Below are 22,470 nucleotides of genomic sequence, written 5' to 3'. Positions count from 1 at the left end.
ATAAAATAAAGGAGGGGGGATTAACATAGAAACGTTTCGTTTCTGAAAAGATTATAGCATGGAGTATGCCTACAATGGTGAACAAATTGTGAACGACACAATATATTGTAGATAATCGACTTTTTTCACCGTATTTTGCGCAATGTTTTGAAAAAATCAGAAAGCGCCGCCGCGCATTCCTCCGCCATAACCCCGCCCGTTACCTCCGGCTTATGATTAAACGACAGGGCATTGAAATCACAGACAGACCCGAAGCATCCCGCTTTCGGGTCACTCGCGCCATACACCAGCCGCCGGATGCGCGCATTTACAATCGCGCCGGAGCACATCGGGCAGGGTTCCAGCGTCACATACAGGTCGCAGCGGTGGAGCCTCCAGCCGCCCAGTTTTCTGCATGCGGCATCAATCGCTTCCAGCTCGGCGTGCGCAAGCGCATTTTTTCCGGTTTCGCGCCGGTTAAAGCCGGTTCCCACAACCTCGCCGTCACACACGACCACGGCCCCCACCGGCACCTCGCCGAGAGCCGCCGCCTGAGCCGCCAGCTCCAGCGCCAGCCTCATAAAATCCGTGTCCGTCATTATTTTACTCCTGCTATCTGGTAAAATTCAAAAAAGTCACCCATATCATCAACAGTACCATGACCACTGCGGGCAGCGTCGACCAAAAATATCCGTGCAGTTCCGCCGTATCCAGCGGACAGCCGGGACGCATCAGTTCCAGCTGCACACGCCGGACCCCCAGCAGGTAGATCAGGCCTGCCGCACACGCCGCCAGATAAACCAGCCATAGCGCGCTTTGCACGAGAAAAGCTCCCATATCCCCCATATTCTCCACAAAAATGGATAATAGCACCGCAATCAGATTATTAACAAAATGGATCGTCATAGAGGTAAAAATGGAATTGGTTTTCACCATAAAGTAGCCCAGCAGCAGCCCAAGGAGCAGCGCGTTAGGAGCCTGCACCATGTTGCGGTGCAGCATAGCGAACAGAATGGAAGAAATCACAATCGCAAACCCGTCGCCATACCTGCGTAAAGAGCCGAGCACAATCCCCCGGTGGACAAGTTCTTCCACAACAGCCGGCAAAACGGTCATGTTCAGCAGATACAGCAGGGCCACCAGCGGCTGTGAAGGCAAACCCGTCGGAAATTCCATCGGATAAAGCCCGAACAGCGAAAAAAACAGGCTGACCAGGGCGGAAAGCAGTACGCCCGCCACGGAAGCGCCCAAAGCAATCCCCACACAAGACGCAAGCACCGGCGGGTCAGGACGGTCACAGGGAATCTCCCGGAAACTGAAATGCACCAATTTGGCATATGCCAGGTATGGAAGCAAAAACGCCAGAATGTATAGGAAAAAAGTAAACAGTTCATTCGCCAGATCAGTAAGCTGCGGAAACTCCCAAAGCAGCGGGGAAAGCACCCATGAGGCTGCTGTCTGAATGACGTAGAGCAGCAGCACATTCACGATTACAGTCAGTGCGAGAAGCCCACCCTGCGAGCGCAGGCTATTTTTCCAGCCGAGTTTGATGCGGAACCGTTCATAGTCTTCCCTGTTGCCCGGCTCCATTGAGTTGCCGCTTTGAGGCGGCAGCGAGTATTCCTGCATAATGTTACCCCGAATCTATCTGTTCTATCTCAGGCCATCAGGCCGTATTTTATAAAGATACAGTACAGTATATCATATTTTATGAAAATCTGCACCATTCCCTTGACTTTTTTCTGATTTTCCTGTAATGTAAAATATACTATTTTTATCCATTATTAAGCTTAGGAGGGTATCACATGCAGGGACTCAATGCTGTGCAGCACATCAGTTTTCTTCTCGTTTTTCTGGAAGGGCTGCTATCCTTCTTTTCGCCGTGTGTACTTCCGCTTTTGCCTGTCTACATGAGTTATCTGGCGGGCAGCGGCGTAAAATCCCAGAGCGGCGAACCCCTATATCCCCGCGGGCGTACCCTGCTTCATACCCTGTTTTTTGTATTGGGCATCTCCTTTGCATTCTTTCTGCTTGGACTGTCTTTCTCGGTTCTCGGCCAGTTTTTCAACGCGCATAAAACGATCTTCACCCGAATCGGCGGTATTGTGATTTTGATACTGGGGTTGGTACAGGCAGGCTTCTTTGACTTAAAATTTCTTTCGCGGGAGCGCAGATTTCATCTGAACCTTGCCGGAAAATCTGTAAATCCCTTGATCGCTTTTGTAATGGGATTCACTTTTTCCTTTGCCTGGACGCCCTGTGTCGGTCCGGCGCTCTCCTCGGTACTGATCCTCGCCTCCGGCGCAAAAAGCGCTCTGACCGGGAACCTGCTGGTTTTGGTTTATACACTGGGGTTTGTCCTGCCATTCGCATTGCTCGGCTTCTTTACGACCCAGGCGCTCGCTTTTCTCAAGCACAGGCAGAATCTCCTGCGCTGGACCATCAAGGCCGGCGGCGTGCTGCTGATTCTGATCGGCTTTATGACCTTCACCGGCTGGATGAACGGCGTGACAGGCTATCTTTCCGGAGTTCCCAGCCCTGCCTCGTCAGAAAGCAGCGCAGCGCCTGAAAATGCCGGTTCTCCCGAATCCGGCTCATCATCGGAAGAGGAATCCATGCCGGTTGTACCCGCACCGGATTTCACTCTGACCGACCAGTATGGCAACACTCACACGCTGTCGGATTATCAGGGAAAGGTTGTATTCCTCAATTTCTGGGCGACATGGTGCCCTCCCTGCCGGCAGGAAATGCCTGAAATTGAAGAACTCTACAAGGAACTGGGGCAAAATAGCGATGATGTGATCATTCTGGGAATGGCAAACCCCAAGTCTGCCGATGATCCCTACAACCGGGAAAAAGATTTGGACGGGGTTATTCAGTTTCTCTCCGACAACGGGTATACTTTCCCGGTGGTCATGGACGAAACCGGCGAACTGTTTGCGCAGTACGGAATCAGTGCGTTCCCCACTACGTTTATGATTGATACGGACGGAAACGTCTTCGGATATGTATCGGGCGCGCTGACCAAAAGTATGATGGAGAGTATCATCGAACAGACCAAGGCGGGCAGATAGCCCGCCCGCTCTAGCCCGCACAAAAAACAAGTCACTGCGCTATCCGGACGCAGTGACTTGTTTTTTAATACTTTGACAGCACCCAGGGGTGATCGAAAGGGAACGATCGAGTGGGTTGATGAACAAAGCGATTGCCTGTCTTACGAACTTTGAGAATCAAAATCCGCTGAAAATACTATACCAAAAAGCGATTCCCACTTGTTATCCGATGTTCCAAAACGCATAAAATTTGTTCTGAACCGCATTGAATAAATAGGCATTTCCCAGACTCTTTCATCAGATGCATAAATGTAAATTTACGACAAAAACATGGCGGTCCGAATCGACGTTTATCTGCAGGAACCCGCCTGTACTTTCCACAATCTGCTTCGTGGAAGCAAGCCCGATTCCGTGCTCGGGCTGGTCGCTTTTCCGCGTAACAGGAAGCCCGTCGGCCAGCTGAATTGTTCCGGCAAATGAATTGGAAAGCTTCACCGTCACCCAATCGCCGCTGACGCCGCTTTCAATCCGGATAAACCGCTTTCCCTCCCGCACCTGCTCACATGCCTCATACGCGTTATCCACCAGGTTTCCGAAAATGCGGCAAAGCTCAAGATCGCTCAGGCCAAGACTTTCAGGCAGATTGACGACCGCTGAAAATGAGAAGTCTTTTTCCTTGCACCGGTTGGCGCATTCCTGAAGAATGGCGTCAACCACAACATGGTTGGAATACTGGACGTACCGCAAAGAGCGCTCCATCTCCTCGTTCATCTGGGAAAGCAGGCGCAGCGCCTTTTCCTGCGAACCGATGTCAACCAGATGCCTTGCCGTTTCCGCCATGCGCTTGTAATCATGTTTAAAGGCGCGCAGGCTGCTGATATATTTGGTGTACTGCTGATAGTGCACCACCTGTCTTTGCAGCTGTTTTTCCACCTGCCTGGTTTTCAGTTCATATTCGATATAGGAGCTGATGTCTATGGAATACCAGAGAACCACATACAATGACGCCTGCGCTACAAGGCTGGTAAGCATGTGAAACAGCGAAGTCCAGATTTGCGGGAAATTATAATAATAGATATAAGTTTCCAGCAAAAGATAGGCCAATAACAAACACATACTGGTGCAAACCAACCGGGCCTGTGAGCGGCAGCGCAGCAGCATTTTTAACCGTTCAACCGTCACCAGTTTCCGAAATATCAGCAGGATTGCATCGCAAACCGCAAGCGCCCAGAAAATCGAAAGTCCATATAAATACGGATCACGCACCAGCATATACATGTTCATGCCGAATAGCAGCGCCATCAGCGGAATGATAACACCATGCAGGCAAAGCAATGTATAAATGAAAATTCCCCCAACCAGAAAGCCGTGAATTACCCCCCGGTGGAAAATAAAAATAAACTCATTCACAAAAAGGCCAAATGCCAGCAGATAAAGAACTGCCAGCGGAGCGCCGGCCCATGCCGCACAGAGATCTGCCAGCGTATTTAACAATATAAGCGCCCAAAGCATCTTATTCGTATGCTGCTCCGAGAAAAACTGGCGTTCATAAGTAAATACATGCAGATAAAAAAGCAGCAGAGCAATTCCCGCAAGCAGGCAAATAACCCCGAATTTTGTCATGTAGCCATCTCCTATCTGATCATGCCTTCACTTGACAAAAAGCGTGACAGTTCCTGTTTTACCTGTTTCACATGGGTACGCCCCAAAGGCACCTGTTCTCCCCCGGTCAGCTCCAGTTCCTCCTGCCCAAGCCGGCGGATGTGCGATACATTGACTAAAAATGCGCGGTGAGAACGCACAAAGCCTTTTTTCAGCAGCCGGTTTTCCAGTTCATCCATGCTGGAATAAAACTCATATTCGCCATCATCGTAATGAACGGTAATAATGCGTTTTGTCACTTCGAAATATGCGATCTGGCGGATTGGAATCGCCAGCCGCTCGGAACCTCTGACGCATTCAAAAAGTTCACCGGAATTCTGGCTGGAAAGCTGAGCCGCCTTCAGGAATACCTGTTCAAACTTCTCATCGGAAAACCCGCCTTTGATCAGATATTGCAGCGGAGCCGCATCAAAACTTTCAAATACATATTCTCTGCTGTTGGTGAGAAAAATAATCTGCGCATGGTTTCCCATCGCCCGCAATCTTTTAGCCGCCTCTATTCCGTTGATTGCATACATCTGTACATCCAGATAAATAATATCCGTGTACCAGTTATCTTCCAGCGCAAACAGCATGGCCTCCGCACTGCTGAAACATCGAATCGCCAGTTCCAGTTTGTGTTTTTTTGCCAGCCGGTCCAGCATGGACTTGTAATTATCCAAAATTTCCGAATCGTCGTCACACAAAATAACGTGCAACATGTTGTTTATCCCCCCATGTTTCGTTCCTTAACATCCTATCATAAAATGAATTACTTGAACAGTAATTTTTCACAGCTTTTCCGCTTCAAATCTATTAGCACTCAATATGTAAGAGTGCTAATTTTTACAGTTCAGAAACAATTTCTTCCCTCTTTTTTAACAAATGCTATCTATACTATAAGCGATGAAAGAAATAAAAACCTAACTTCACAGAAAGAAGATGGTTGCGTTGTGCAGCAGAATGATCGTTCATCTACTCGTTTAAGATTAAACAAACAAAACTGATAAATTAAGGAGGTTTTTTCTATGTTTGACCTGATGCCTTTTGACCGTAAAACCAGAAACCTTACAAATTATTTTGACAACTTCGAAAAAGCCTTTTTCAGCGATTTCCCGTCCATGTTTTCAGAAATGCGCACGGATATCCTTGACAAAGGCGACCATTTTCTCCTGCAGGCGGATCTCCCGGGCTTTACCAAAGAGGATATCCATATCAGCCTCAACGGCGATACTCTTACGGTATCCGCAGAGCACAACGATGAGAAGGAAGAAAAGGATAACAGCTTCATCCGCCGCGAACGCCGGTATGGTTCCTTCGCCAGAAGCTACGATGTGTCCGGTATTGATACGCAGGACATCTCTGCCGCTTACAACAATGGGGTTCTGGAGCTTCGGCTGCCAAAAGCCAATCCCCAGACCTCACAGCAACGGCAGATTGACATACAATAAGCATTCCTCAGGAAAAGGTCCGCGGAACGTACTCCGCGGACCTTTTCTCTTGCATTTATCTGCAAAAGACCTCGTTTTCGACAAATTTTTATGTTATACTAAAAAAGAGGTGATGTCATGCCAAACGACAATAAAAACGACAATAAGTTTGCAGTATTAATCGACGCCGACAACATATCTGATAAATATATTAAAATCATTCTGGACGAAATTTCCAATGATGGGGTTGCTACTTATAAACGGATTTACGGGGACTGGACCAAACCGGCCCTCGCTTCCTGGAAAAATGTACTGCTGGATTATTCCATCCTGCCTATTCAGCAATATAATTATACCTCCGGAAAAAATTCTACCGACTCCTCGATGATCATTGATGCAATGGACATTCTTTATTCCGGACAGGTCAACGGATTCTGCCTCGTTTCCTCGGACAGTGATTTCACCCGTCTGGCAGCGCGACTGCGGGAATCGGGCATGATCATTGTCGGGATGGGGGAACGCAAAACGCCAAAGCCGTTTATCTCCGCCTGCAACCGGTTTAAATATCTTGATATTCTTGCTACCGCCGAACCGTCCGCGCAGACAAAGCCCGCAAAGCTGCCTGTCTGCAAAGAGCCCTGCAAAACGAAACCGGTGGTTGCCCCCCAGACTTTCCGCAGGGATACACCCCTGAACCTTTCCCCCGCGGCACCCGAGCCGCTTCCAAAAGAGGATATGACCGATCTGGAAACGATCAAGCAGGCGATCCAGACGATCGCTGCCGAAAATTCCGACGAGGACGACTGGATGTTTATCGGCACGATTGGGAATCTGCTGGTGAAACGCTATCCTGATTTCGACGTGCGTAACTTCGGATTCAGCAAACTGACGCCATTTATTGAATCGCTCGGCTTGTTTGATATTAAAAGCGTCCGGACACAGGACAGCGGGGTAAAGCTAATTTATGTAAAACCCAAATAACAAAAAAGGACATCCAGCCTAGCGGCCGGATGTCCTTTTTTAATAGCGCTCGACAGAATCTATTGTCACACGCGCATAAATCAGTTTTTCCGGCGCGGGTTTTTCCGCGCCGATTAAAATGGCGTTCAGCAGAATCTGCCGCGCCTGTTCCAGCGTTTCGCCCTTCGAGGTATACAGACGGGCAATCGTCTCGCCCTCAGTGACTGACTCACCAATTTTTTTTGCAAGCACAATGCCGGCGCTCGGGTCGACAGCATCTTCTTTGCTTTCCCTTCCCGCGCCAAGCACCGCCGAGGCGATCCCGCACTGTTCGGTCTGCATCCGGGTAATATACCCGGAACGGGGCGCCTTTACTTCCGACAGGATCGGAGCTTTGGAGAACTTTTCGGGGTCGTCCAGTACAGACACATCCCCGCCCAGAGCGGCCGCCATGCCTTTGAGCTTTTCAAAAGCCCTGCCGCTGGATACAGCCTCCTCCGCCAGCTTCCGGCATTCGGGCAGGCTGCCTTTGCCCGCCAGCGACAGCATATTGGAGGCAAGCTGCATGCAGACCTCTGTCAAATCGGCGGGGCCATGGCCTTTGAGCGTTTCCACCGCCTCGGTCACTTCCAGCGAATTCCCGATCGCATGGCCGAGCGGAATATCCATATCGGTAATCAGCGCTACCGTGCGCCGCCCGTTATGCTCGCCGATCTGCACCATGGCCTGCGCCAGACGGATGGAATCCTCCAGCGTTTTCATAAACGCGCCGCTGCCCGTTTTAACGTCAAGCACGATGGCGTCCGAACCCGCTGCCAGTTTTTTGCTCATAATAGAGGAGGCAATCAGCGGCAGACTGTCGACCGTTGCCGTCACGTCCCGCAGGGCGTAAAGCTTTTTATCGGCGGGTGCGATATCACCCGTCTGCCCGATAATCGCAAGTCCCACTTCCTGCACGATGTGAAAGAAGCGCTCCTGCTCCACGCTGACCGACAGCCCGGGGATAGACTCCAGCTTATCCAGCGTCCCCCCGGTGTGCCCGAGTCCGCGCCCGCTCATCTTCGCCACCGGCACCCCGCAGGCAGCGACCACCGGCGCGACCACAAGGCTGGTCTTATCCCCTACGCCGCCGGTGGAATGCTTATCCACCTTGATGCCGGGGATTGCGGACAGGTCCACCGTATCGCCGGAATGGGCCATCCGGTCGGTCAGCACCGCGGTTTCGCGCGGCGTCATCCCGCGAAAATAAATCGCCATCATCAGTGAAGAGACCTGATAGTCCGGAATTGTGCCCGCGGTGTAGCCCTCCACAAAAAATGTGATTTCTTCGTCGGACAGTTCTCCGCCGTTGCGCTTTTTCATGATGATATCATACATGCGCATCTGATTGTGCACCTTCCTTTCCCATATCATTTCCCTTTTGGTTATCTTCCGCCCTTGTCATAGGGGATTCCCTCGGCCCTTGGCGCCTGGGAATTTTTCGATGTGAACGCCAGCACCACCAGCGTCGCCACATAGGGAATCATTTTATAAATGTCATTCGGTATTTTCATTGCCGCGAGTACCGGGATTCCCGAATAGGCCGACGCAATTGTTTTCATCAGGCCGAAGAAGAAGGCCGCCATCAGAATTTTGGACGGCTTCCACTGTCCGAAAATCAGCACTGCCAACGCAAGGAAGCCATACCCGGCCACTGTCGCGTTAAAGTTGGTGGAGGTGGGAATGACGAACACAAGCCCGCCGATGCCCGCCAGCGCTCCGGAAATCGCCACGCCGGCATAACGCATCCTGTAAACGTTGATGCCTACGGAATCCGCCGCCTGCGGGTGCTCGCCGCAGGAGCGCAGCCGAAGCCCAAACCTCGTTTTATAAAGCACCATCCACGACACAATTAAAATTGCAAACCCAAGATAAGTGGTGATATAGGTATTTTGAAACAGCATGGGCCCGATCACCGGAATATTCCCCAGCACCGGAACCTTTTCGATGCGGAACTGATTAACAAACGGGATCTGCTGCACGGTGCGGATCATGCGCGCCACATAGATCGCGAATGCGGGCGCAAACATGTTGATTGCCGTACCGCTGATGACCTGGTCGGCCTTCATATTGATTGAGGCGTACGCGTGCGCCAGCGATATAATGACGCCCGTTGCCGCCGCAATCAAAATTGCCAGCAGCAGGACCGGCTGGCCGGGAAGGACCGTCTGGAACACGCTGATAAACAGGATGCTGGAGAAGGCACCCATGATCATGATGCCTTCCAGGGCAATGTTGACAACACCGCTGCGTTCGGAAAACATACCGCCCAAAGCGACAATCAGCAGAGGAATGGAAAAATACATGGTCTGCTGCACGAGAAAATATAACGTATTCATGAGGCCTGTCCCCCTTCCGCATTCAGTTCCGCATTGGCATTCGGGCCGTTTTGATTCCTGTGGGCAATACGCGAACGGATAAAGCCTTTAAGCAGAAGCGCAAACGCGCTGAAATAGATGATGACAGCAATGATGATTTCAATGACCTGCGGCACAAAATCATAAAGCTGCATATTGAAGCCGCCCACGTTCAGATAGGCAACAAAAATCCCCGCAAAAATGATCCCGATGGGATTATTCAGCCCAAGCAGCGCGACCGGAATGCCGTTGAAGCCTTCCGCGGCCAGAACATCCAGCACTTCGATTCCTTTGCCCGAACCTGCCAGATAGAGCAGCGCGCCTCCCAGCCCCGAAAGCGCCCCCGCAATCACCATGGAATAGATGATGCTGCGCTTTTCATTCATACCGGCGTATTTGCAGGCATCCATATTATAGCCGCAGGCTTTCAGTTCGAACCCGAATTTGGTTTTATCCAGCACCACATAGATGACAATTCCCGCGATGACCGCCAGGAAAATACCCGCGTTAACGCTGGAAGAGCTGTTCCCGGTTTTAAAAATCAAATCCAGCCCCAGCTTTGGAATCACAGCGGTGGATGCGACGCGTTTTGTCTGATTTTTCAGCGAGTCAAAGATCGTTTTGGTAATCGCGTAATTCACCAGATACATTCCCACATAATTCATCATAATACAGGAAATGACCACGTTCACATTACGGTAAGCCCTGAGAATCCCCGGCAGCAGCCCCCAGATTCCGCCTGCCACCATGGCGGCGACCAGCGCTGCAATCCAATGCACGCCCGCGGGCAGGAACTTCCACTGCACGCCGACATAGACCGCCGCATAAGCGCCCACAATAAACTGCCCCGGCGCGCCGATATTGAACAGACCGGTCTTGTTAGCGAATCCCACCGAAAGTCCTGTCATAATGATGGGAGTTGCAAAGTAAAACACCTGCCCCATATTCTTCCTGTCGACGAAACCGCCCATCAGAATGGCTTTGAATCCGCCCAGCGCCTGAGAGGGATTGGAGATCAGCAAAATGACGAACCCCACCAGAAGTCCAACCAGAATCGCCATAAAAGAGGACAGGAAGCTGGTGACTCCTTCGCCGTGCAGCCACCGGCTGAATTTGTTTTCCTTCACGCCTGATTCCCCCTTTTCGATCCGGCCATATACAGCCCCAGTTCCTGAACAGAGACCTGTTTCGGGTCCAGTTCCGCTACGATTTCCCCCTCATAGATCACCAGAATCCGGTCGCTGACATTCATAACCTCGTCCAATTCCAGCGAAACGAGCAGAATACCCTTTCCGGAATCACGCTCCGCGATCAGCTGTTTGTGAATGTACTCGATTGCGCCGACATCGAGTCCTCTGGTGGGCTGCACCGCGATCAGCAGGTCTGGATTGCGGTCAACCTCGCGGGCCACAATCGCTTTCTGCTGGTTTCCGCCCGACATGCTGCGGGCAACCGTATTTGCGCCCTGGCCGCTTCGGATGTCAAACTTTTGAATCAGCCCGTTGGCATAGTCATTGATCGCATCAAATTTCAGCATCCCGCTTTTCTGAAACCGCGGGGTAAAATAAGTTTGCAGCACAAGATTATAGGCAAGGCTGTAATCCAGCACCAAACCATGACGGTGTCTGTCCTCCGGAATATGCCCCATCCCACTGATATTGCGCTCGCGGATAGAGGCATGCGTAATGTCTTTTCCATTCAGGCGGATGGTTCCCTCGTCCGGCCTGATCAGCCCGGTCAGCGCGTATACCAGTTCGGACTGTCCGTTGCCGTCGATTCCCGCAATGCAGACAATCTCCCCCGCGCGCACAGACAGCGAGACATGGTCCACCACATTTTTCCCGGTGGCCTTACTGCGCACCGTTAATCCCTCGGTTTCGAGAATCACTTCGCCGGGCTGGGTCTCTCCCTTTTCCACCTGAAGGCTGACCTTGCGCCCGACCATCATCTCGGACATCTGCTCCATAGAGGTATCCGCCACATCAACGGTACCGATGTATTTTCCTTTACGCAGAACTGTGCAGCGGTTTGCCACTGCCTTGATCTCGTTGAGCTTATGTGTGATAAACAGGATGGACTTGCCTTCGGCTGCCAGCCCTTTCATAATTTTCATGAGTTCTTCAATTTCCTGCGGGGTAAGCACTGCGGTAGGCTCGTCGAAGATCAGGATTTCATTGTCGCGGTAAAGCATTTTCAGGATTTCAACGCGCTGCTGCATGCCAACCGTAATATCCGAAATCAAAGCGTCCGGGTCCACGCGCAGCCCATACTGGTTGGATAATTCCACCACACGCTTGCGGGCCTTGTCCATCTTTAAAAACCCGTTTGCGGTTGTTTCCACGCCTAAAATAATATTTTCCAGTACGGTGAAATTGTGCACCAGTTTAAAATGCTGATGAACCATACCGATTCCAAGGTGATTTGCATCGTTCGGGTCTTTGATATGAACTTCCTGCCCATTCTTCTTAATGACGCCTTCCTCCGGCTGGTACATGCCGAACAGTACGCTCATCAGGGTGGATTTTCCTGCGCCGTTTTCCCCCAGCAGAGCGTGAATCTCTCCGCGGGCGAGCTGGAGCGTCACATTGTCATTCGCAATGATACCGGGAAACTCTTTTGTGATACCCAGCATTTCAATAATATAGTCCATTCCTGTTCACCCCTGAATACAAATTTTTAGAATGTCCTTTTTCTGGCTGTTTTGAAAAATGAGGGATGCAATTTTTCAAAGCCGCCAGAAAAACCGCCGCGGATATAAAAGGGCGCAAAAGCGCCCTTTTATATCCGTATGGAAAAATCCGCTTATTCTACAACTGTTACTTTTACAGCCGTGGTAGCAATATCGGTGACCTGCTTCTCGGTATCTTTCATAATGTTCGAGGCAATGCCGTCGGTATCGGCAACCAGAGCCGCATACAGTTTGTCATAATCCGCCTGGGTGAACTTTTCAAACTTGGAGGTGTCCATCGGCAGGGCGACACCTTCATTGGTAGCGTCAAACACAAGATTCTGGCCGCCCGGGAATTTGTCGTCATAGAACTGGGATACGATGGTATAAACCGAGGCGCCAAGGCCCTTCATCGCAGAGGTAATAACCGTCTGGGACTCGGGGGACTGGTCAACGTCAACGCCGATGACCTTGCCGTTTGCCTGCTCGGCAGCCGCCATTGCGGAGTTGCCGACCGCGCCGCCGCAGGCGAAGATGACTTCTGTGCCGGACTGGTACCAGGATGCCGCCAGCGTCTGAGCTTCAGGGGTCGCGTCAAATCCGCCGGTATAGTGGTAGTTCATGGAGATTTCCGGAACGTTCAGCTCTTTTGCCGCATAGTCGGCGCCCTGCACAAAGCCGTAGCCAAAGCGCACAACCGCGGGAACCGCCATGCCGCCCAGGAAGCCCAGCTTGGTGTTGCCTTCTTTAACAGCCGCATATCCGGCAAGGAAACCGGCCTGTTCCTCGGCGTAGGTAATTCCTACGGTGTTGTCGCCGGTCTTGTAGTTATAGTCCGCATCGTGGGGGTTGCCGTCGATGAGGATAAACTTGACATCCGGATACTGGTCCTGCGCGATATAGACCGGCTCCTCGAACAGGAAGCCCGGCGTTACAATCACCTTCGCACCGCCTTTTACAGCCAGTTCAATCGCAGACAGGTAAGCGTCGTTGCTCTTTTCGGTGGGCTTATAGTATTTGTGGGAGATGTTTTTCTCCTCCGCATACTTTTTCAGCCCTTCCCAGGCGCCCTGGTTGAAGGATTTGTCGTCAATCGTACCGATATCGGTAATCAGCGCAAGTTCAAATTTGCCGTCCTCGCCCGCGGATGCGGTCTCGGAAGCAGCGGCAGAAGAAGCCGGAGCGGCTTCAGACGACGCGGCCGGCGCAGACGATGCGGCCCCGGAACCGCCGCATGCCGCCATGGATGCGGTCATGAGCATCGCGATTGTGAGTGCAAGAAATTTTTTCATTATCTTTCCTCCTATGTTTCAAGCGTTCATTTATTTTAAGGCGCTGTATCGCGTCTTAAAATCATCGGGTCAGGTCGGATGGGCCGAAGCTGTGAGGCAGCAGGTCAGCCAGTGTGAAAACCTGATAATGCTGCTCATCGGCAGCGATGATAATCGGAAAATCCGGCGGGCAGAATTCTGCGAGCACCTGCCGGCAGACGCCGCAGGGAAAGCACGCGGACAGCGGCCCGGCATCCTTGCCGCCGCCTACAACCGCAATTGCCTCAAATTCACGTTCCCCCGCGCAAACCGCGGAGAAAACGGCTGTCCGTTCCGCACAGTTTGTGGGGGTATAAGATGCGTTTTCCACATTGCAGCCGCGGTACACTGCGCCGCTTTTCGTCAGCAGGGCGGCGCCGACGGCAAACCGGGAATAAGGCACATAGGCGTTTTCACGCGCGGCGATCGCCTCGCGCACAAGCATTCCGTAATCCGGCCTCATTTTAAGAGCCTCCCCGCGAGCGATGTGCCGTCGGTTTCGGCGGTAACACCCAGCAGGGCCGCGGCTGTCTCGCCGATGTCGGCAAAGGTCGGTCTGGTTCCGAGGTCAACCCCGGCTTTGATAGCATCGCCGTAAATCACCCATGGCGTATATTCACGGCTGTGGTCGGTGGAGGGGGTGGACGGGTCGCAGCCGTGGTCTGCTGTGAGCATCAGCACGTCGCCCTTTTGAAGCAGCGGCAGCAACTCCCCAAGCCGCTCATCCACGCGGTTGAGCGCGGCGGTATAGCCTGCAATGTTATTGCGGTGCCCATATACCATATCAAAATCCACAAGGTTTACAAAACAGACCCCGTTCCAATCTTCCGAAACATGCTCAATGGTTTTGTCCATTCCATCATCGTTATTCACGGTACGGCTTGTGGAAGAAATCCCCTTGCCTGCAAAGATGTCATTGATCTTCCCCACGGCGATGGTATCCTTCCCCGCCGCTCTCAGTTTGTCCAGGAATGTGTCCCGTGGTGGGACCAGTGAGAAGTCATGCCGGTTCGACGTACGTTTAAATTCGGGATAAACGCCGATAAACGGGCGCGCGATTACCCTGCCCACACCGTGCTTGCCCTGCAATAATTCCCGGGCAATGCGGCAGTATTCATACAGGGATTCCGGGGGGACAACCTCCTCGTGCGCCGCAATCTGGAAAACGCTGTCGGCGCTTGTATAGACGATCAGTTCGCCTGTCTCCATGTGCTGCCTGCCGTAGTCGAGGATCACCTGTGTGCCGGAGTACGGCTTATTGCACAGCACGCCGCGTCCCGTCTTGAGGGAAAACTCGGAAATAATCTCCTCCGGGAAACCGTCAGGATAGGTTGGCATCGGTTGAGGGGAAATAATCCCCGCGATTTCCCAATGCCCGATCGTCGTGTCTTTTCCGGCGGAGGATTCCCGCATACGCGCAAACGATCCCAGAGGGCTGCCGGAAGGTTCTCCGCATCCGACCCCTTCGATATTGAAAATTCCCAGCTTCTGCATATTCGGGATTTGGAGCTTGCCCGACTGCCAGCAGGCGCGCAGCGTATTGCTGCCCTCGTCTCCGTAAGCGGCGGCATCAGGGCCTTCCCCGATTCCCACACTGTCCAGTACAATCAGAAAAACCCTTTTTACCATATGATTTCCCTTTCCGTATTCTAATACGTTCCGGACTGTCCGGAGGTCAGAATGGAAATGGCTGAGCTGGTACCGATACGTTCGCATCCGGCGCTTAAAAACTGTTCCAGATCAGCCTTGCTTTTTACTCCGCCTGCCGCCTTGATCTTTACCTTCGGCCCGATATGCTTACGGAATAACAGCACATCCTCCAGAGTTGCCCCGCCGGTTCCAAAGCCGGTAGACGTTTTGATATAATCCGCTCCGCCGTCGGTCACACATTTGCAGAGCGCGATCTTTTCCGATTCTGTAAGATAGCAGGTCTCAACGATGACCTTCAGGATGTGGCTGCCGGCTTCCTTTTTCAGTGCGGCTATTTCGGCGGTCACTTTATCGAATGCTCCGTTTTTGACGTCGCCGAGGTTGACCACCATGTCCACCTCGTTCGCGCCGTCCGCTATCGCCTGACGCACTTCAAACGTTTTCACTTCCGTTGTGTTATATCCCAGAGGGAACCCGATTACGGTACAGATGTTCAACTGGGGGTAAGCCTCATGGATACGCGAGATATAGGATGGAGGTACACACACAGAAGCCGTGCAGTATTGGACAGCCTCCTCGCAGAGCTTTTGAATCCCTGCCCAATCAGAAACCGCTTTCAGCAATGTATGATCAATATGAGGATAAATTTGACTGTTTTCCAACGAAAAATCCCCCCTGATGGTTCTCATAATTTGGTATTTCCATGCTATCACAGTTTATTCCCCATGTCAACGCGAACGATACGCCGGAAAACGACAAAAAGCCGGGTTTATACCCGGCTTTGGTACCCTTTTTATCGGTCGGTCAGAACTAAATGCTGCCGATTCTTTCATAGAATTCCTTCATGGCGTTGCAGGACGCCGCAAATTCCGTTTTTTCGTCCGATGTCATGGAGATTTCCAGAATATCAACCACTCCGTCACAGCCCAGGACTGCCGGAACGCTGGCATAAACATCCTTCTGTCCGTATTCACCATTGAGCCGGACAGACACCGGAAGAATTCTGCGTTCATTGTGAAAGATCGTCTTAACGATTTCGGCAAGGGATGTACCGATACCGAACTCGGTGGAGCCTTTTCCTTCCAGAACCACCCATCCGGCGCGCCTCGCCTTTTCGGCAACGTTTACAAGATCGATCCTGCCGTAAGTTTCGGGATACTGGCTCATCAGCGCTAAGAGCGGTTTGCCGCCGACGGTCACATTCGACCACGGCACCATCTGGCTTTCCCCGTGTTCTCCCATGACATATGCCTGAATGGATTTCTGATCAATATCCAGCTTCTGCGAAAGGACCCTGCGCAGCCTCGCGGAATCCAGCGCAGTAGAAGTGCCGATCACGCGTCTGCTGTCAAATCCGGTGCGCTCCTGCAGATAACGCGTTATCACATCACACGGATTGGAGATATTAATCAAGATTCCGTTAAATCCGGATTTCACCAGCGGCCCGATGATCTGATCCATGACCGCTATCGTATCAAAAAGCGTATCCACGCGGGTTTGTCCGGGCTTTGGAAGCGGCCCGGCGCTGATCACCACCACATCGGCATCCCCGCAGTCGCTCAGGCCGCCTTTCTGCACATCCACATGGTGAGGCAGGTATACCGTAGCATCGGCAAGATCCGTCGCCTGGGCGAGCGCTTTGGGCTGATCGACATCAATCATGATGAGTTCATCGCAGATTCCCTGCGTGGCCAGGGAAAGCGCGCAGTGGGACCCGACATGGCCTGCACCGACAATCGCAACTTTTCTGGGCTTAATTGTCATAATTGTTTCCCGCCTTTTCCATATCATATTTGTCGGCCGCGCAGATCTGAGCCGCCCTTATATGGTTTCATCATATTACGTCCGGACGCGGGAGTAAAGACACAATTTGCCATAGTCGGCCATGCCGGGAATAATTCTGGGTTTTATACAAAATTTTTGAATCATTGGCGTCAAAACCTGTTTGCATATTTCCCAAAACGAATCGATTCACCCATTTTACAGCAGAAGGGACAGCCCAACGGTGATCAGGCCGGAAACGCCGATCGCGATTCCGCTCATCGCCCCTTCCACCTCGCCGAGCTGCAGTGCGCGGGAGGTCCCCACCGCGTGGCTGCAGGTTCCGATCGCGACACCCGCCGCAACCGGATGCTTTACGCGGAAAACCCGGATCATCAAAGGCGCGAAAACCGCGCCGAAAATCCCGGTGCAGACCACAGCCGCGACGGTGATCGCCGTAATCCCCCCATGTGCGCCTGATATCTCCATGGCAATCGGCGTTGTAACGGACTTGGGAAGAACGGAAAAAACAAGCTCATCGGTCAGCCCGAACAGTTTGCACAACCCATAGACGCTGGCTACGGATGTCACGGAACCGGCAAGACAGCCGAGCACAACCGGCAGAAAGTGCTTCTTCAGCACCTGAATCTGGGCGTAAATCGAGGAGGCGAGCACCGCCGTTGCCGGCGGCAGCAGCATGGTAATCACATCCCCGCCGCGCTGGAAGGACTCCAGCGGAATGTTGGCGGTTTTCAGCAGAATGATCACCAGCGCAATTGCAATGAGCAGCGGATTGGCAAGTGGGGAATTCAGCTTGTGCTGAATCAGAAGGCCGGCCTGATAGGCGACAACACAGAGGATAATCCCGAAAAGCGGACTGTTGAAAAATTCAGTCATGCAGAATATCCTCCTTCCCGGCAAGCCCTTTGGACATGCCGCATTTGTTTTCCTCCGCTCTTCGGCAGACCGCCTCCTGCAGCAGAATCACGCCGTGGACGGTGCAGGCTGTAACGGCAAAGGTCAGCACCGTTGTAACCAGGCAGATGACCAGCAGCGGGAGAATACTGCCCCGCAAAGCATCCAGGCTTTCCAGAATCCCGACGCCGGACGGAATGAACAGCAGCGCCATATTTTTCAGCAGAAACCCGGAAAAATTCTCAATCTGCCGTGGTTTGATCAGTTTTATCAACAGCAGCAGGAAGAGCAGCACCATTGCCATCACACTCGACGGAAACGGGAACGGCAGCAGCGCGGCAAGCCCCTGTCCCGCAAGGCAGACGGCAAAAATCAGGCTGATTTCCAAAAGTAGCTTCATAAAATTCCTCTTTATTTTTCAAAAATCCTTATTATTATATCTCGTACGACGTGCGACGTCAATGTCTGCAACGCAACTGCCCTGCCTGAACCGTGCAAAGCAGCTGCGCATTACATATGAAAAATCAGGCGGCTCCCCTGCCGGTTCTTCACGACCTCAATGGAAGTCCCGATGCTTTCCTTGAGCGCCTCCACATGCGAAATAATTCCCACAAGGCGGCGGGACCCCTTTACAGTCGCCAGCACTTCCAGCGCGTCGTTAATCGACTGGGGGTCGAGGGAGCCGAACCCCTCATCAATGAACATGGCTTCCATGCTGATGCCCCCCGACTGCGCCTGTACCACCGCGGAAAGCCCCAGCGCGAGCGACAGTGAAACAAGGAACTTTTCCCCGCCCGAAAGGCTGGCCACACCGCGCCGCTTTCCGGAATTGCTGTCCAGCACTTCCAGATCAAGCCCCACCTTGCGGGCGCGTCCGGTTCCCTCCGAGGAACGGAACAGCTGATACCGCCCACCGTGAACCCTGCGCAGCAGGCGGTTCGCCTCTGCCGTCACGGAAGAGAGCATGATTCCCAGCACATATCGCCGCAGGCTGACGCCGCTGTCCCCGCGCAGCAGTTTCCCGAACCCGCTGAGTTTGTCATAAACTTCCCGCTGCCGGTCAAGCTGTTCTGTCTTGCGTTTAAGTTCGCGCGCGCTTTTTTCCCTGCGCTCCGATTCCTGCGAAAGCGCGCCCCATTGGGCATCCATATCCGCTTTCTCGCGTTCCAGCATTTCAACCTGCGCCTGACGCTGTGCCACATCGGGGGGCTGCTTTCCCTCCAGCTGTTGTGCCAGAACGGCAAGCTGCTCGTTTGCGGCTGTCTGCTGCGCGCTGAAATCGATCAGCTCCTGTTCCAAAGCCTTTAGCGAAGTGGAATCCATGGCCGCCGCTTTCAGCTCCAGGTGGTTCGCAAACTGATTCTCCGCAAGCAGCCGGCTAAATTGGGCCTCCTGCTCGGCGAGCTGTGCCATTGCCTGCTTTTCTTCGGCGCATAAATGTTCCAGCGCAGTTTTCGCTGATTCCGCTTTCAGAGCCGCCTGTGAAGCCTGTTCCCGCGCTTCCTGATACGCCCGTTCAAATGCTTCCGCCTCTTTTTTTAACGAAGCCATATGCAATTGAAGCGCGGCGCCGTCCGGGATTTCCGGGTCACGCTGGTCTGTGAGCGCCTGGAAGCGGGCGGCGGCGCGTTCCTTCTGCGCGGACAGCTCCACCAGCTTGTTCGCCGAGGTTTCCGCTTCTTTTTTCAAACTTTCCAGAAGCAGTTCCGCCTGCCGGAGCTGTTCCGTCAGCCCCTCCCGGCGGGCATTTTTCGCTTTTGCGGTTTCCAGTTCTGCATTGAGCGCGGCAAATTGTTCTTCGTCATAACGTTCCGACCCGGCGGCCTGTTTTTCCAGCGTTTCCAGTTCGCTTCGGGTTGCCGCGCAGGAGGCCGCCGCTTCGGCGCGTTTCTGACCGCAGTCCGCCAGATTTTTCCTCGCCTGTTCCGTAGCCTTCGCGGCGGCATTCAGAATTTCCTCCGTTACCTGATGTTCCAGCGGGAACTGCGCATTCTTTTGATGATGAACACTGCCGCAGACAGGGCAGGGTTCCCCCTCGCGCAGCTGCTGGGCAAGCGCAAAGGCTGCGTTTTCCATCCACAAAGCCCGCAGCTTTTCCTGTTTCTCTTTCGCCTGTTCCAGGCTAAGACGAAGCTGCGCTTCCTGCCTGTCGAGCCGGGCGCGGAGCTGTTCCGATGCCTCCAGCTTTGCGCACAGCTCCTGCCGCTTGTCCGCCAGCACCTTCCCGCGGGACATCCGTTCCGCCTGTTCCCGCAGGGCGGGAAGCCGCGAGGTGTAACGGTCGAATATCGTGTCGGATTCCTTCCGGATGGATTCTTCGCTCAAAAGCTGCCCCGCAAGGCGGCTTTGCGCACCGTCAGCCGCAGCGCGGGCTTTCTCCCATGCCGCTTCGGCCTGTCCTTTTTCAGCTCTTGCCGCGTCCAGCTGCCGGTAACTTTCCGCAAGCATCGTCAGGCGTGCAAGCAGGGTTTTCCGTCCTTCCTGCCGCGGTTCCTCCCTGTGAAGCGCTTCCAGTTTGCCGTCCGCGGCTGCAAGCGCATGCTGCGCCCCTGCCAGAGCGGCTTCTCCCGCAACTCTTTCAGCCCTGCGTTTCGCACAGGCGTTTTGCAGCGACTCCAACCGTTCCTGATACGGAAGCATCGCGGCCGCACGCCTTGCGCGCGCGGCCATCGCCGCTTTTTCCGTCATTTCATCCGCCCGCAGCGCAAACCCTGCGGCTGCCTTTTGAAGCTGCGCCCGCTTTTCGAATAACGCAGACAGCTGTATTTCGCTCTCCAGAAGCTTCCGTTGAAGTTCAAGCGCCCCGGCCAGCTCCCGCCGCTTCGCAGTTTTGGCCGCGAGCTGCTCTTTCGCTTCCGCCGCCAGCTTTTCCAATCCCGTAAGGTCTGAGGAACCGAACCCCTCCAGCACAGCTTTGATCTCAGTCTTTCGGGCATCCAGTTCCTGCCGCATGGCATTTGCCCGCGCACAGAGTCGTTCCGCAATCTCATGCCAGCGCCGGGCATGGAACAGGCTCACCAGGACCGCTTCCTTTTCCTCCGATTTTGCCACCAGAAGCCGTTCAAACTGCCCCTGCGGCAGGATCATGACCTGGCAGAACTGTTCGCAGGAAAGCCCGATCAGCTCCTGCGCCTTCTGTTCCAGATCCCGCGCTTTCGGATTCTCAAAAAACGGAATCCATACGCCCGCTTCGTCCAGAAATGCCGTATTCTGTTCCGGCAGGTATTCCAGGGAACCGCCGCGTTTTTTCCGGACGCGCAGGCTGCGGGTAAAGCGGTAACGCTTTCCGCGCACTTCAAAGAGAAACTCCACCATCGTTTGTGCGAGCGGCTGGGCGGAAAGGCAGCGCATGGAGGCAAAGTCACCCCGGGAGCCCCCGCTGCTGCGTCCATAGAGCGCAAATGTGACGGCGTCAAGCAAAACCGTTTTGCCGGCGCCTGTTTCGCCATGAATCAGAACCAGCCCGGAGGGCTGGAACCTTGTGAAATCCACCGTCTGCTCCTCGACATAAGGGCCGAACGCCGAAAAACGCACCGATACCGGAATCATTCTGCCTCAGCCTCCTCAATCTCCCGCGCCGCCTGCTCAAACCAGCCAAGCAGCTCCTCATCCGGTTCCTCCCCGGTCATTTCCGCGTAAAAGCGGCAAACCAGATCTTTTGGCTGTAGCGCGGACAGTGCTTCCACCGTCAGCTCACCGGAGTCTTTTCCTTCCTCCGCTTTGCCGGTGAGCAAAAGCAGATTCGGGTAATACTGCCGCAGCAGCTCCAGCCGTTCCAGCCCGGCAAAGCAATCGTCCAGTTCTATTTTCAGGTAGTCGTCCGGCCGGACGTCAAAAGGGGCCTGTTCCAGAATCCGGTCATAACCGCCTTTGATGACGCGCAGTTCGTGAACCGGGCAGACGGGAATCTCCCGCACCGACAGATCGGACGTATCCAGCAGGGTAAAGGACTTTCCCTGCCCGGCTTCCGAAAAGGAATAGCAGAGCGGCGTCCCGCTGTAACGTACCTGCGGCGCGGGATTCTGGGCGCGGTGCAGATGCCCCAACGCCACATAATCAAACCCTTCAAACACGTCGCAGCCCACCTGATTACTGCCTCCGACAGCGGCGGCGCGGTCGCTTTCCGAAAGCTGCGCACCCGCCGCGAAGCAGTGCGCCGCCAAAATATTGCGCTTGCCCGCCACGAACCTGCCGCGCATCTCCGCCGTTACCGCCGCCATGGCTTCCGCATAGCTTTTCACCTCCGCTTCGGGGTAGAGGGCGCGCACTTCATCGATATGAAAATAAGGCAGCAGAAAGATCGCCGCGTCCCCGACGATAACCGGCTGAATTTCCCTGGTCAGCCTGCCGGACACAAACAGCCCGGCTTCCCGTAGAAGGGATGCGCAGGAAGCGAGGCGCGCCGCGCCGTCGTGGTTGCCGGCACAGATGAGCACAGGGACACCCGCCCTCTGGCAAAGCGCAGTCATCGCGTCGTTATAAAGCCTGATGGTCTCGGCATTCGCCACCGCGTGGTCAAAAACATCCCCCGCCAGAATCACCGCTTCCACCCGCTCGATTTCTACCGTTTTCAAAAGCTGCCGCACCATTTCCCGCTGCTCGTCCAGCATGGAAACATGATACAGCGCCAAACCCAGATGCCAGTCGGATGTATGCAGGATGCGCATGTCGATTCCCTCCTGTTCCCGGTTTCGTACCCTCCGGAGT

Annotated in this window: 20 protein-coding genes; 3 read left to right on the top strand and 17 right to left on the bottom strand. The window is 53.6% G+C overall.

Annotation, left to right across the window (positions count from 1 at the left end; genetic code table 11):
• Positions 1-125: 125 nt before the first annotated feature.
• Positions 126-578 (bottom strand): tRNA adenosine(34) deaminase TadA, encoded by a 453-nt coding sequence (gene tadA / locus C1A10_RS12030; RefSeq protein ID WP_101910489.1) that lies wholly within the window; start codon positions 576-578, stop codon positions 126-128.
• Between the two features lie 13 nt (positions 579-591).
• Positions 592-1,608, bottom strand: coding sequence for a CPBP family intramembrane glutamic endopeptidase (locus tag C1A10_RS12025; RefSeq protein ID WP_101910488.1), 1,017 nt, complete (start codon positions 1,606-1,608; stop codon positions 592-594).
• Positions 1,609-1,784: 176 nt separating this feature from the next.
• Here C1A10_RS12025 and C1A10_RS12020 point away from each other — a divergent pair, with 176 nt between their 5' ends.
• Complete coding sequence (locus C1A10_RS12020) at positions 1,785-3,053, top strand: redoxin family protein (protein ID WP_101910487.1); 1,269 nt, start codon at positions 1,785-1,787, stop codon at positions 3,051-3,053.
• Between the two features lie 276 nt (positions 3,054-3,329).
• Here C1A10_RS12020 and C1A10_RS12015 read toward each other — a convergent pair whose 3' ends face one another.
• Together C1A10_RS12015 and C1A10_RS12010 are read right to left on the bottom strand one after the other, a co-directional pair.
• The gene (locus C1A10_RS12015; RefSeq protein ID WP_101910486.1) at positions 3,330-4,655 is read right to left on the bottom strand and encodes a sensor histidine kinase; all 1,326 of its coding nucleotides are present in this window, start codon (positions 4,653-4,655) and stop codon (positions 3,330-3,332) included.
• An 11-nt stretch (positions 4,656-4,666) separates the two neighbouring features.
• Complete coding sequence (locus C1A10_RS12010; RefSeq protein WP_101910485.1) at positions 4,667-5,395, bottom strand: LytR/AlgR family response regulator transcription factor; 729 nt, start codon at positions 5,393-5,395, stop codon at positions 4,667-4,669.
• A gap of 306 nt (positions 5,396-5,701) precedes the next feature.
• Between C1A10_RS12010 and C1A10_RS12005 the strand changes: the two genes are divergently transcribed.
• Both C1A10_RS12005 and C1A10_RS12000 read left to right on the top strand, forming a co-directional pair.
• A complete protein-coding gene (locus C1A10_RS12005) occupies positions 5,702-6,124 on the top strand; it encodes an Hsp20/alpha crystallin family protein (protein WP_101910484.1) in 423 nt (140 codons plus the stop codon).
• 117 nt (positions 6,125-6,241) lie between these two features.
• A complete protein-coding gene (locus tag C1A10_RS12000; RefSeq protein WP_101910483.1) occupies positions 6,242-7,084 on the top strand; it encodes an NYN domain-containing protein in 843 nt (280 codons plus the stop codon).
• Between the two features lie 39 nt (positions 7,085-7,123).
• Here the strand turns inward: C1A10_RS12000 and C1A10_RS11995 are convergent, their stop codons facing one another.
• From C1A10_RS11995 to C1A10_RS11935, 13 genes are all read right to left on the bottom strand, one after another.
• Complete coding sequence (locus C1A10_RS11995; protein WP_101910482.1) at positions 7,124-8,446, bottom strand: pyrimidine-nucleoside phosphorylase; 1,323 nt, start codon at positions 8,444-8,446, stop codon at positions 7,124-7,126.
• Between the two features lie 41 nt (positions 8,447-8,487).
• Complete coding sequence (locus tag C1A10_RS11990; RefSeq protein WP_101910481.1) at positions 8,488-9,441, bottom strand: ABC transporter permease; 954 nt, start codon at positions 9,439-9,441, stop codon at positions 8,488-8,490.
• Entirely contained in the window at positions 9,438-10,586 is a 1,149-nt protein-coding gene (locus C1A10_RS11985; protein WP_341456918.1) for an ABC transporter permease, read from the bottom strand. The genes C1A10_RS11990 and C1A10_RS11985 overlap by 4 nt, the downstream gene beginning before the upstream one ends.
• Positions 10,583-12,109, bottom strand: a complete 1,527-nt coding sequence (locus tag C1A10_RS11980) for an ABC transporter ATP-binding protein (RefSeq protein ID WP_101910480.1) — start codon at positions 12,107-12,109, stop codon at positions 10,583-10,585. The genes C1A10_RS11985 and C1A10_RS11980 overlap by 4 nt, the downstream gene beginning before the upstream one ends.
• Positions 12,110-12,261: 152 nt before the next feature.
• Positions 12,262-13,419, bottom strand: coding sequence for a BMP family ABC transporter substrate-binding protein (locus C1A10_RS11975; RefSeq protein ID WP_101910479.1), 1,158 nt, complete (start codon positions 13,417-13,419; stop codon positions 12,262-12,264).
• A 61-nt stretch (positions 13,420-13,480) separates the two neighbouring features.
• Positions 13,481-13,900, bottom strand: coding sequence for a cytidine deaminase (locus C1A10_RS11970; RefSeq protein ID WP_101910478.1), 420 nt, complete (start codon positions 13,898-13,900; stop codon positions 13,481-13,483).
• On the bottom strand, positions 13,897-15,066 hold the full coding sequence (locus tag C1A10_RS11965) for a phosphopentomutase (protein ID WP_101910477.1): 1,170 nt from the start codon (positions 15,064-15,066) through the stop codon (positions 13,897-13,899). Before C1A10_RS11965 ends, C1A10_RS11970 begins: the two co-directional genes overlap by 4 nt.
• A gap of 20 nt (positions 15,067-15,086) precedes the next feature.
• The gene (gene deoC, locus C1A10_RS11960; RefSeq protein ID WP_101910476.1) at positions 15,087-15,749 is read right to left on the bottom strand and encodes a deoxyribose-phosphate aldolase; all 663 of its coding nucleotides are present in this window, start codon (positions 15,747-15,749) and stop codon (positions 15,087-15,089) included.
• A 148-nt stretch (positions 15,750-15,897) separates the two neighbouring features.
• A complete protein-coding gene (locus tag C1A10_RS11955) occupies positions 15,898-16,851 on the bottom strand; it encodes an L-lactate dehydrogenase (protein ID WP_101910475.1) in 954 nt (317 codons plus the stop codon).
• Between the two features lie 216 nt (positions 16,852-17,067).
• Positions 17,068-17,745 (bottom strand): LrgB family protein, encoded by a 678-nt coding sequence (locus tag C1A10_RS11950; RefSeq protein WP_101910474.1) that lies wholly within the window; start codon positions 17,743-17,745, stop codon positions 17,068-17,070.
• A complete protein-coding gene (locus C1A10_RS11945) occupies positions 17,738-18,163 on the bottom strand; it encodes a CidA/LrgA family protein (protein WP_101910473.1) in 426 nt (141 codons plus the stop codon). Before C1A10_RS11945 ends, C1A10_RS11950 begins: the two co-directional genes overlap by 8 nt.
• Before the next feature lie 110 nt (positions 18,164-18,273).
• Entirely contained in the window at positions 18,274-21,312 is a 3,039-nt protein-coding gene (locus C1A10_RS11940; protein ID WP_101910472.1) for an AAA family ATPase, read from the bottom strand.
• Positions 21,309-22,430: an exonuclease SbcCD subunit D gene (locus tag C1A10_RS11935; RefSeq protein WP_101910471.1), complete on the bottom strand. Its 1,122-nt coding sequence runs from the start codon at positions 22,428-22,430 to the stop codon at positions 21,309-21,311. Before C1A10_RS11935 ends, C1A10_RS11940 begins: the two co-directional genes overlap by 4 nt.
• Between the last annotated feature and the right edge of the window lie 40 nt (positions 22,431-22,470).

The organism is Marasmitruncus massiliensis, assembly GCF_900186535.1.
Classification (GTDB): domain Bacteria; phylum Bacillota; class Clostridia; order Oscillospirales; family Ruminococcaceae; genus Anaerotruncus; species Anaerotruncus massiliensis_A.
Note: the sequence above shows the minus strand (reverse complement) of the source record. Positions and strands in the feature narration are given on the sequence as shown.

Bases quoted from the DNA above. Each gene is read 5' to 3' on its own strand.
- tadA (WP_101910489.1), bottom strand. From the start codon at position 578: ATGACGGACACGGATTTTATGAGGCTGGCGCTGGAGCTGGCGGCTCAG.
- C1A10_RS12025 (WP_101910488.1), bottom strand. From the start codon at position 1,608: ATGCAGGAATACTCGCTGCCGCCTCAAAGCGGCAACTCAATGGAGCCG.
- C1A10_RS12020 (WP_101910487.1), top strand. From the start codon at position 1,785: ATGCAGGGACTCAATGCTGTGCAGCACATCAGTTTTCTTCTCGTTTTT.
- C1A10_RS12015 (WP_101910486.1), bottom strand. From the start codon at position 4,655: ATGACAAAATTCGGGGTTATTTGCCTGCTTGCGGGAATTGCTCTGCTG.
- C1A10_RS12010 (WP_101910485.1), bottom strand. From the start codon at position 5,395: ATGTTGCACGTTATTTTGTGTGACGACGATTCGGAAATTTTGGATAAT.
- C1A10_RS12005 (WP_101910484.1), top strand. From the start codon at position 5,702: ATGTTTGACCTGATGCCTTTTGACCGTAAAACCAGAAACCTTACAAAT.
- C1A10_RS12000 (WP_101910483.1), top strand. From the start codon at position 6,242: ATGCCAAACGACAATAAAAACGACAATAAGTTTGCAGTATTAATCGAC.
- C1A10_RS11995 (WP_101910482.1), bottom strand. From the start codon at position 8,446: ATGCGCATGTATGATATCATCATGAAAAAGCGCAACGGCGGAGAACTG.
- C1A10_RS11990 (WP_101910481.1), bottom strand. From the start codon at position 9,441: ATGAATACGTTATATTTTCTCGTGCAGCAGACCATGTATTTTTCCATT.
- C1A10_RS11980 (WP_101910480.1), bottom strand. From the start codon at position 12,109: ATGGACTATATTATTGAAATGCTGGGTATCACAAAAGAGTTTCCCGGT.
- C1A10_RS11975 (WP_101910479.1), bottom strand. From the start codon at position 13,419: ATGAAAAAATTTCTTGCACTCACAATCGCGATGCTCATGACCGCATCC.
- C1A10_RS11970 (WP_101910478.1), bottom strand. From the start codon at position 13,900: ATGAGGCCGGATTACGGAATGCTTGTGCGCGAGGCGATCGCCGCGCGT.
- C1A10_RS11965 (WP_101910477.1), bottom strand. From the start codon at position 15,066: ATGGTAAAAAGGGTTTTTCTGATTGTACTGGACAGTGTGGGAATCGGG.
- C1A10_RS11955 (WP_101910475.1), bottom strand. From the start codon at position 16,851: ATGACAATTAAGCCCAGAAAAGTTGCGATTGTCGGTGCAGGCCATGTC.
- C1A10_RS11950 (WP_101910474.1), bottom strand. From the start codon at position 17,745: ATGACTGAATTTTTCAACAGTCCGCTTTTCGGGATTATCCTCTGTGTT.
- C1A10_RS11945 (WP_101910473.1), bottom strand. From the start codon at position 18,163: ATGAAGCTACTTTTGGAAATCAGCCTGATTTTTGCCGTCTGCCTTGCG.
- C1A10_RS11940 (WP_101910472.1), bottom strand. From the start codon at position 21,312: ATGATTCCGGTATCGGTGCGTTTTTCGGCGTTCGGCCCTTATGTCGAG.
- C1A10_RS11935 (WP_101910471.1), bottom strand. From the start codon at position 22,430: ATGCGCATCCTGCATACATCCGACTGGCATCTGGGTTTGGCGCTGTAT.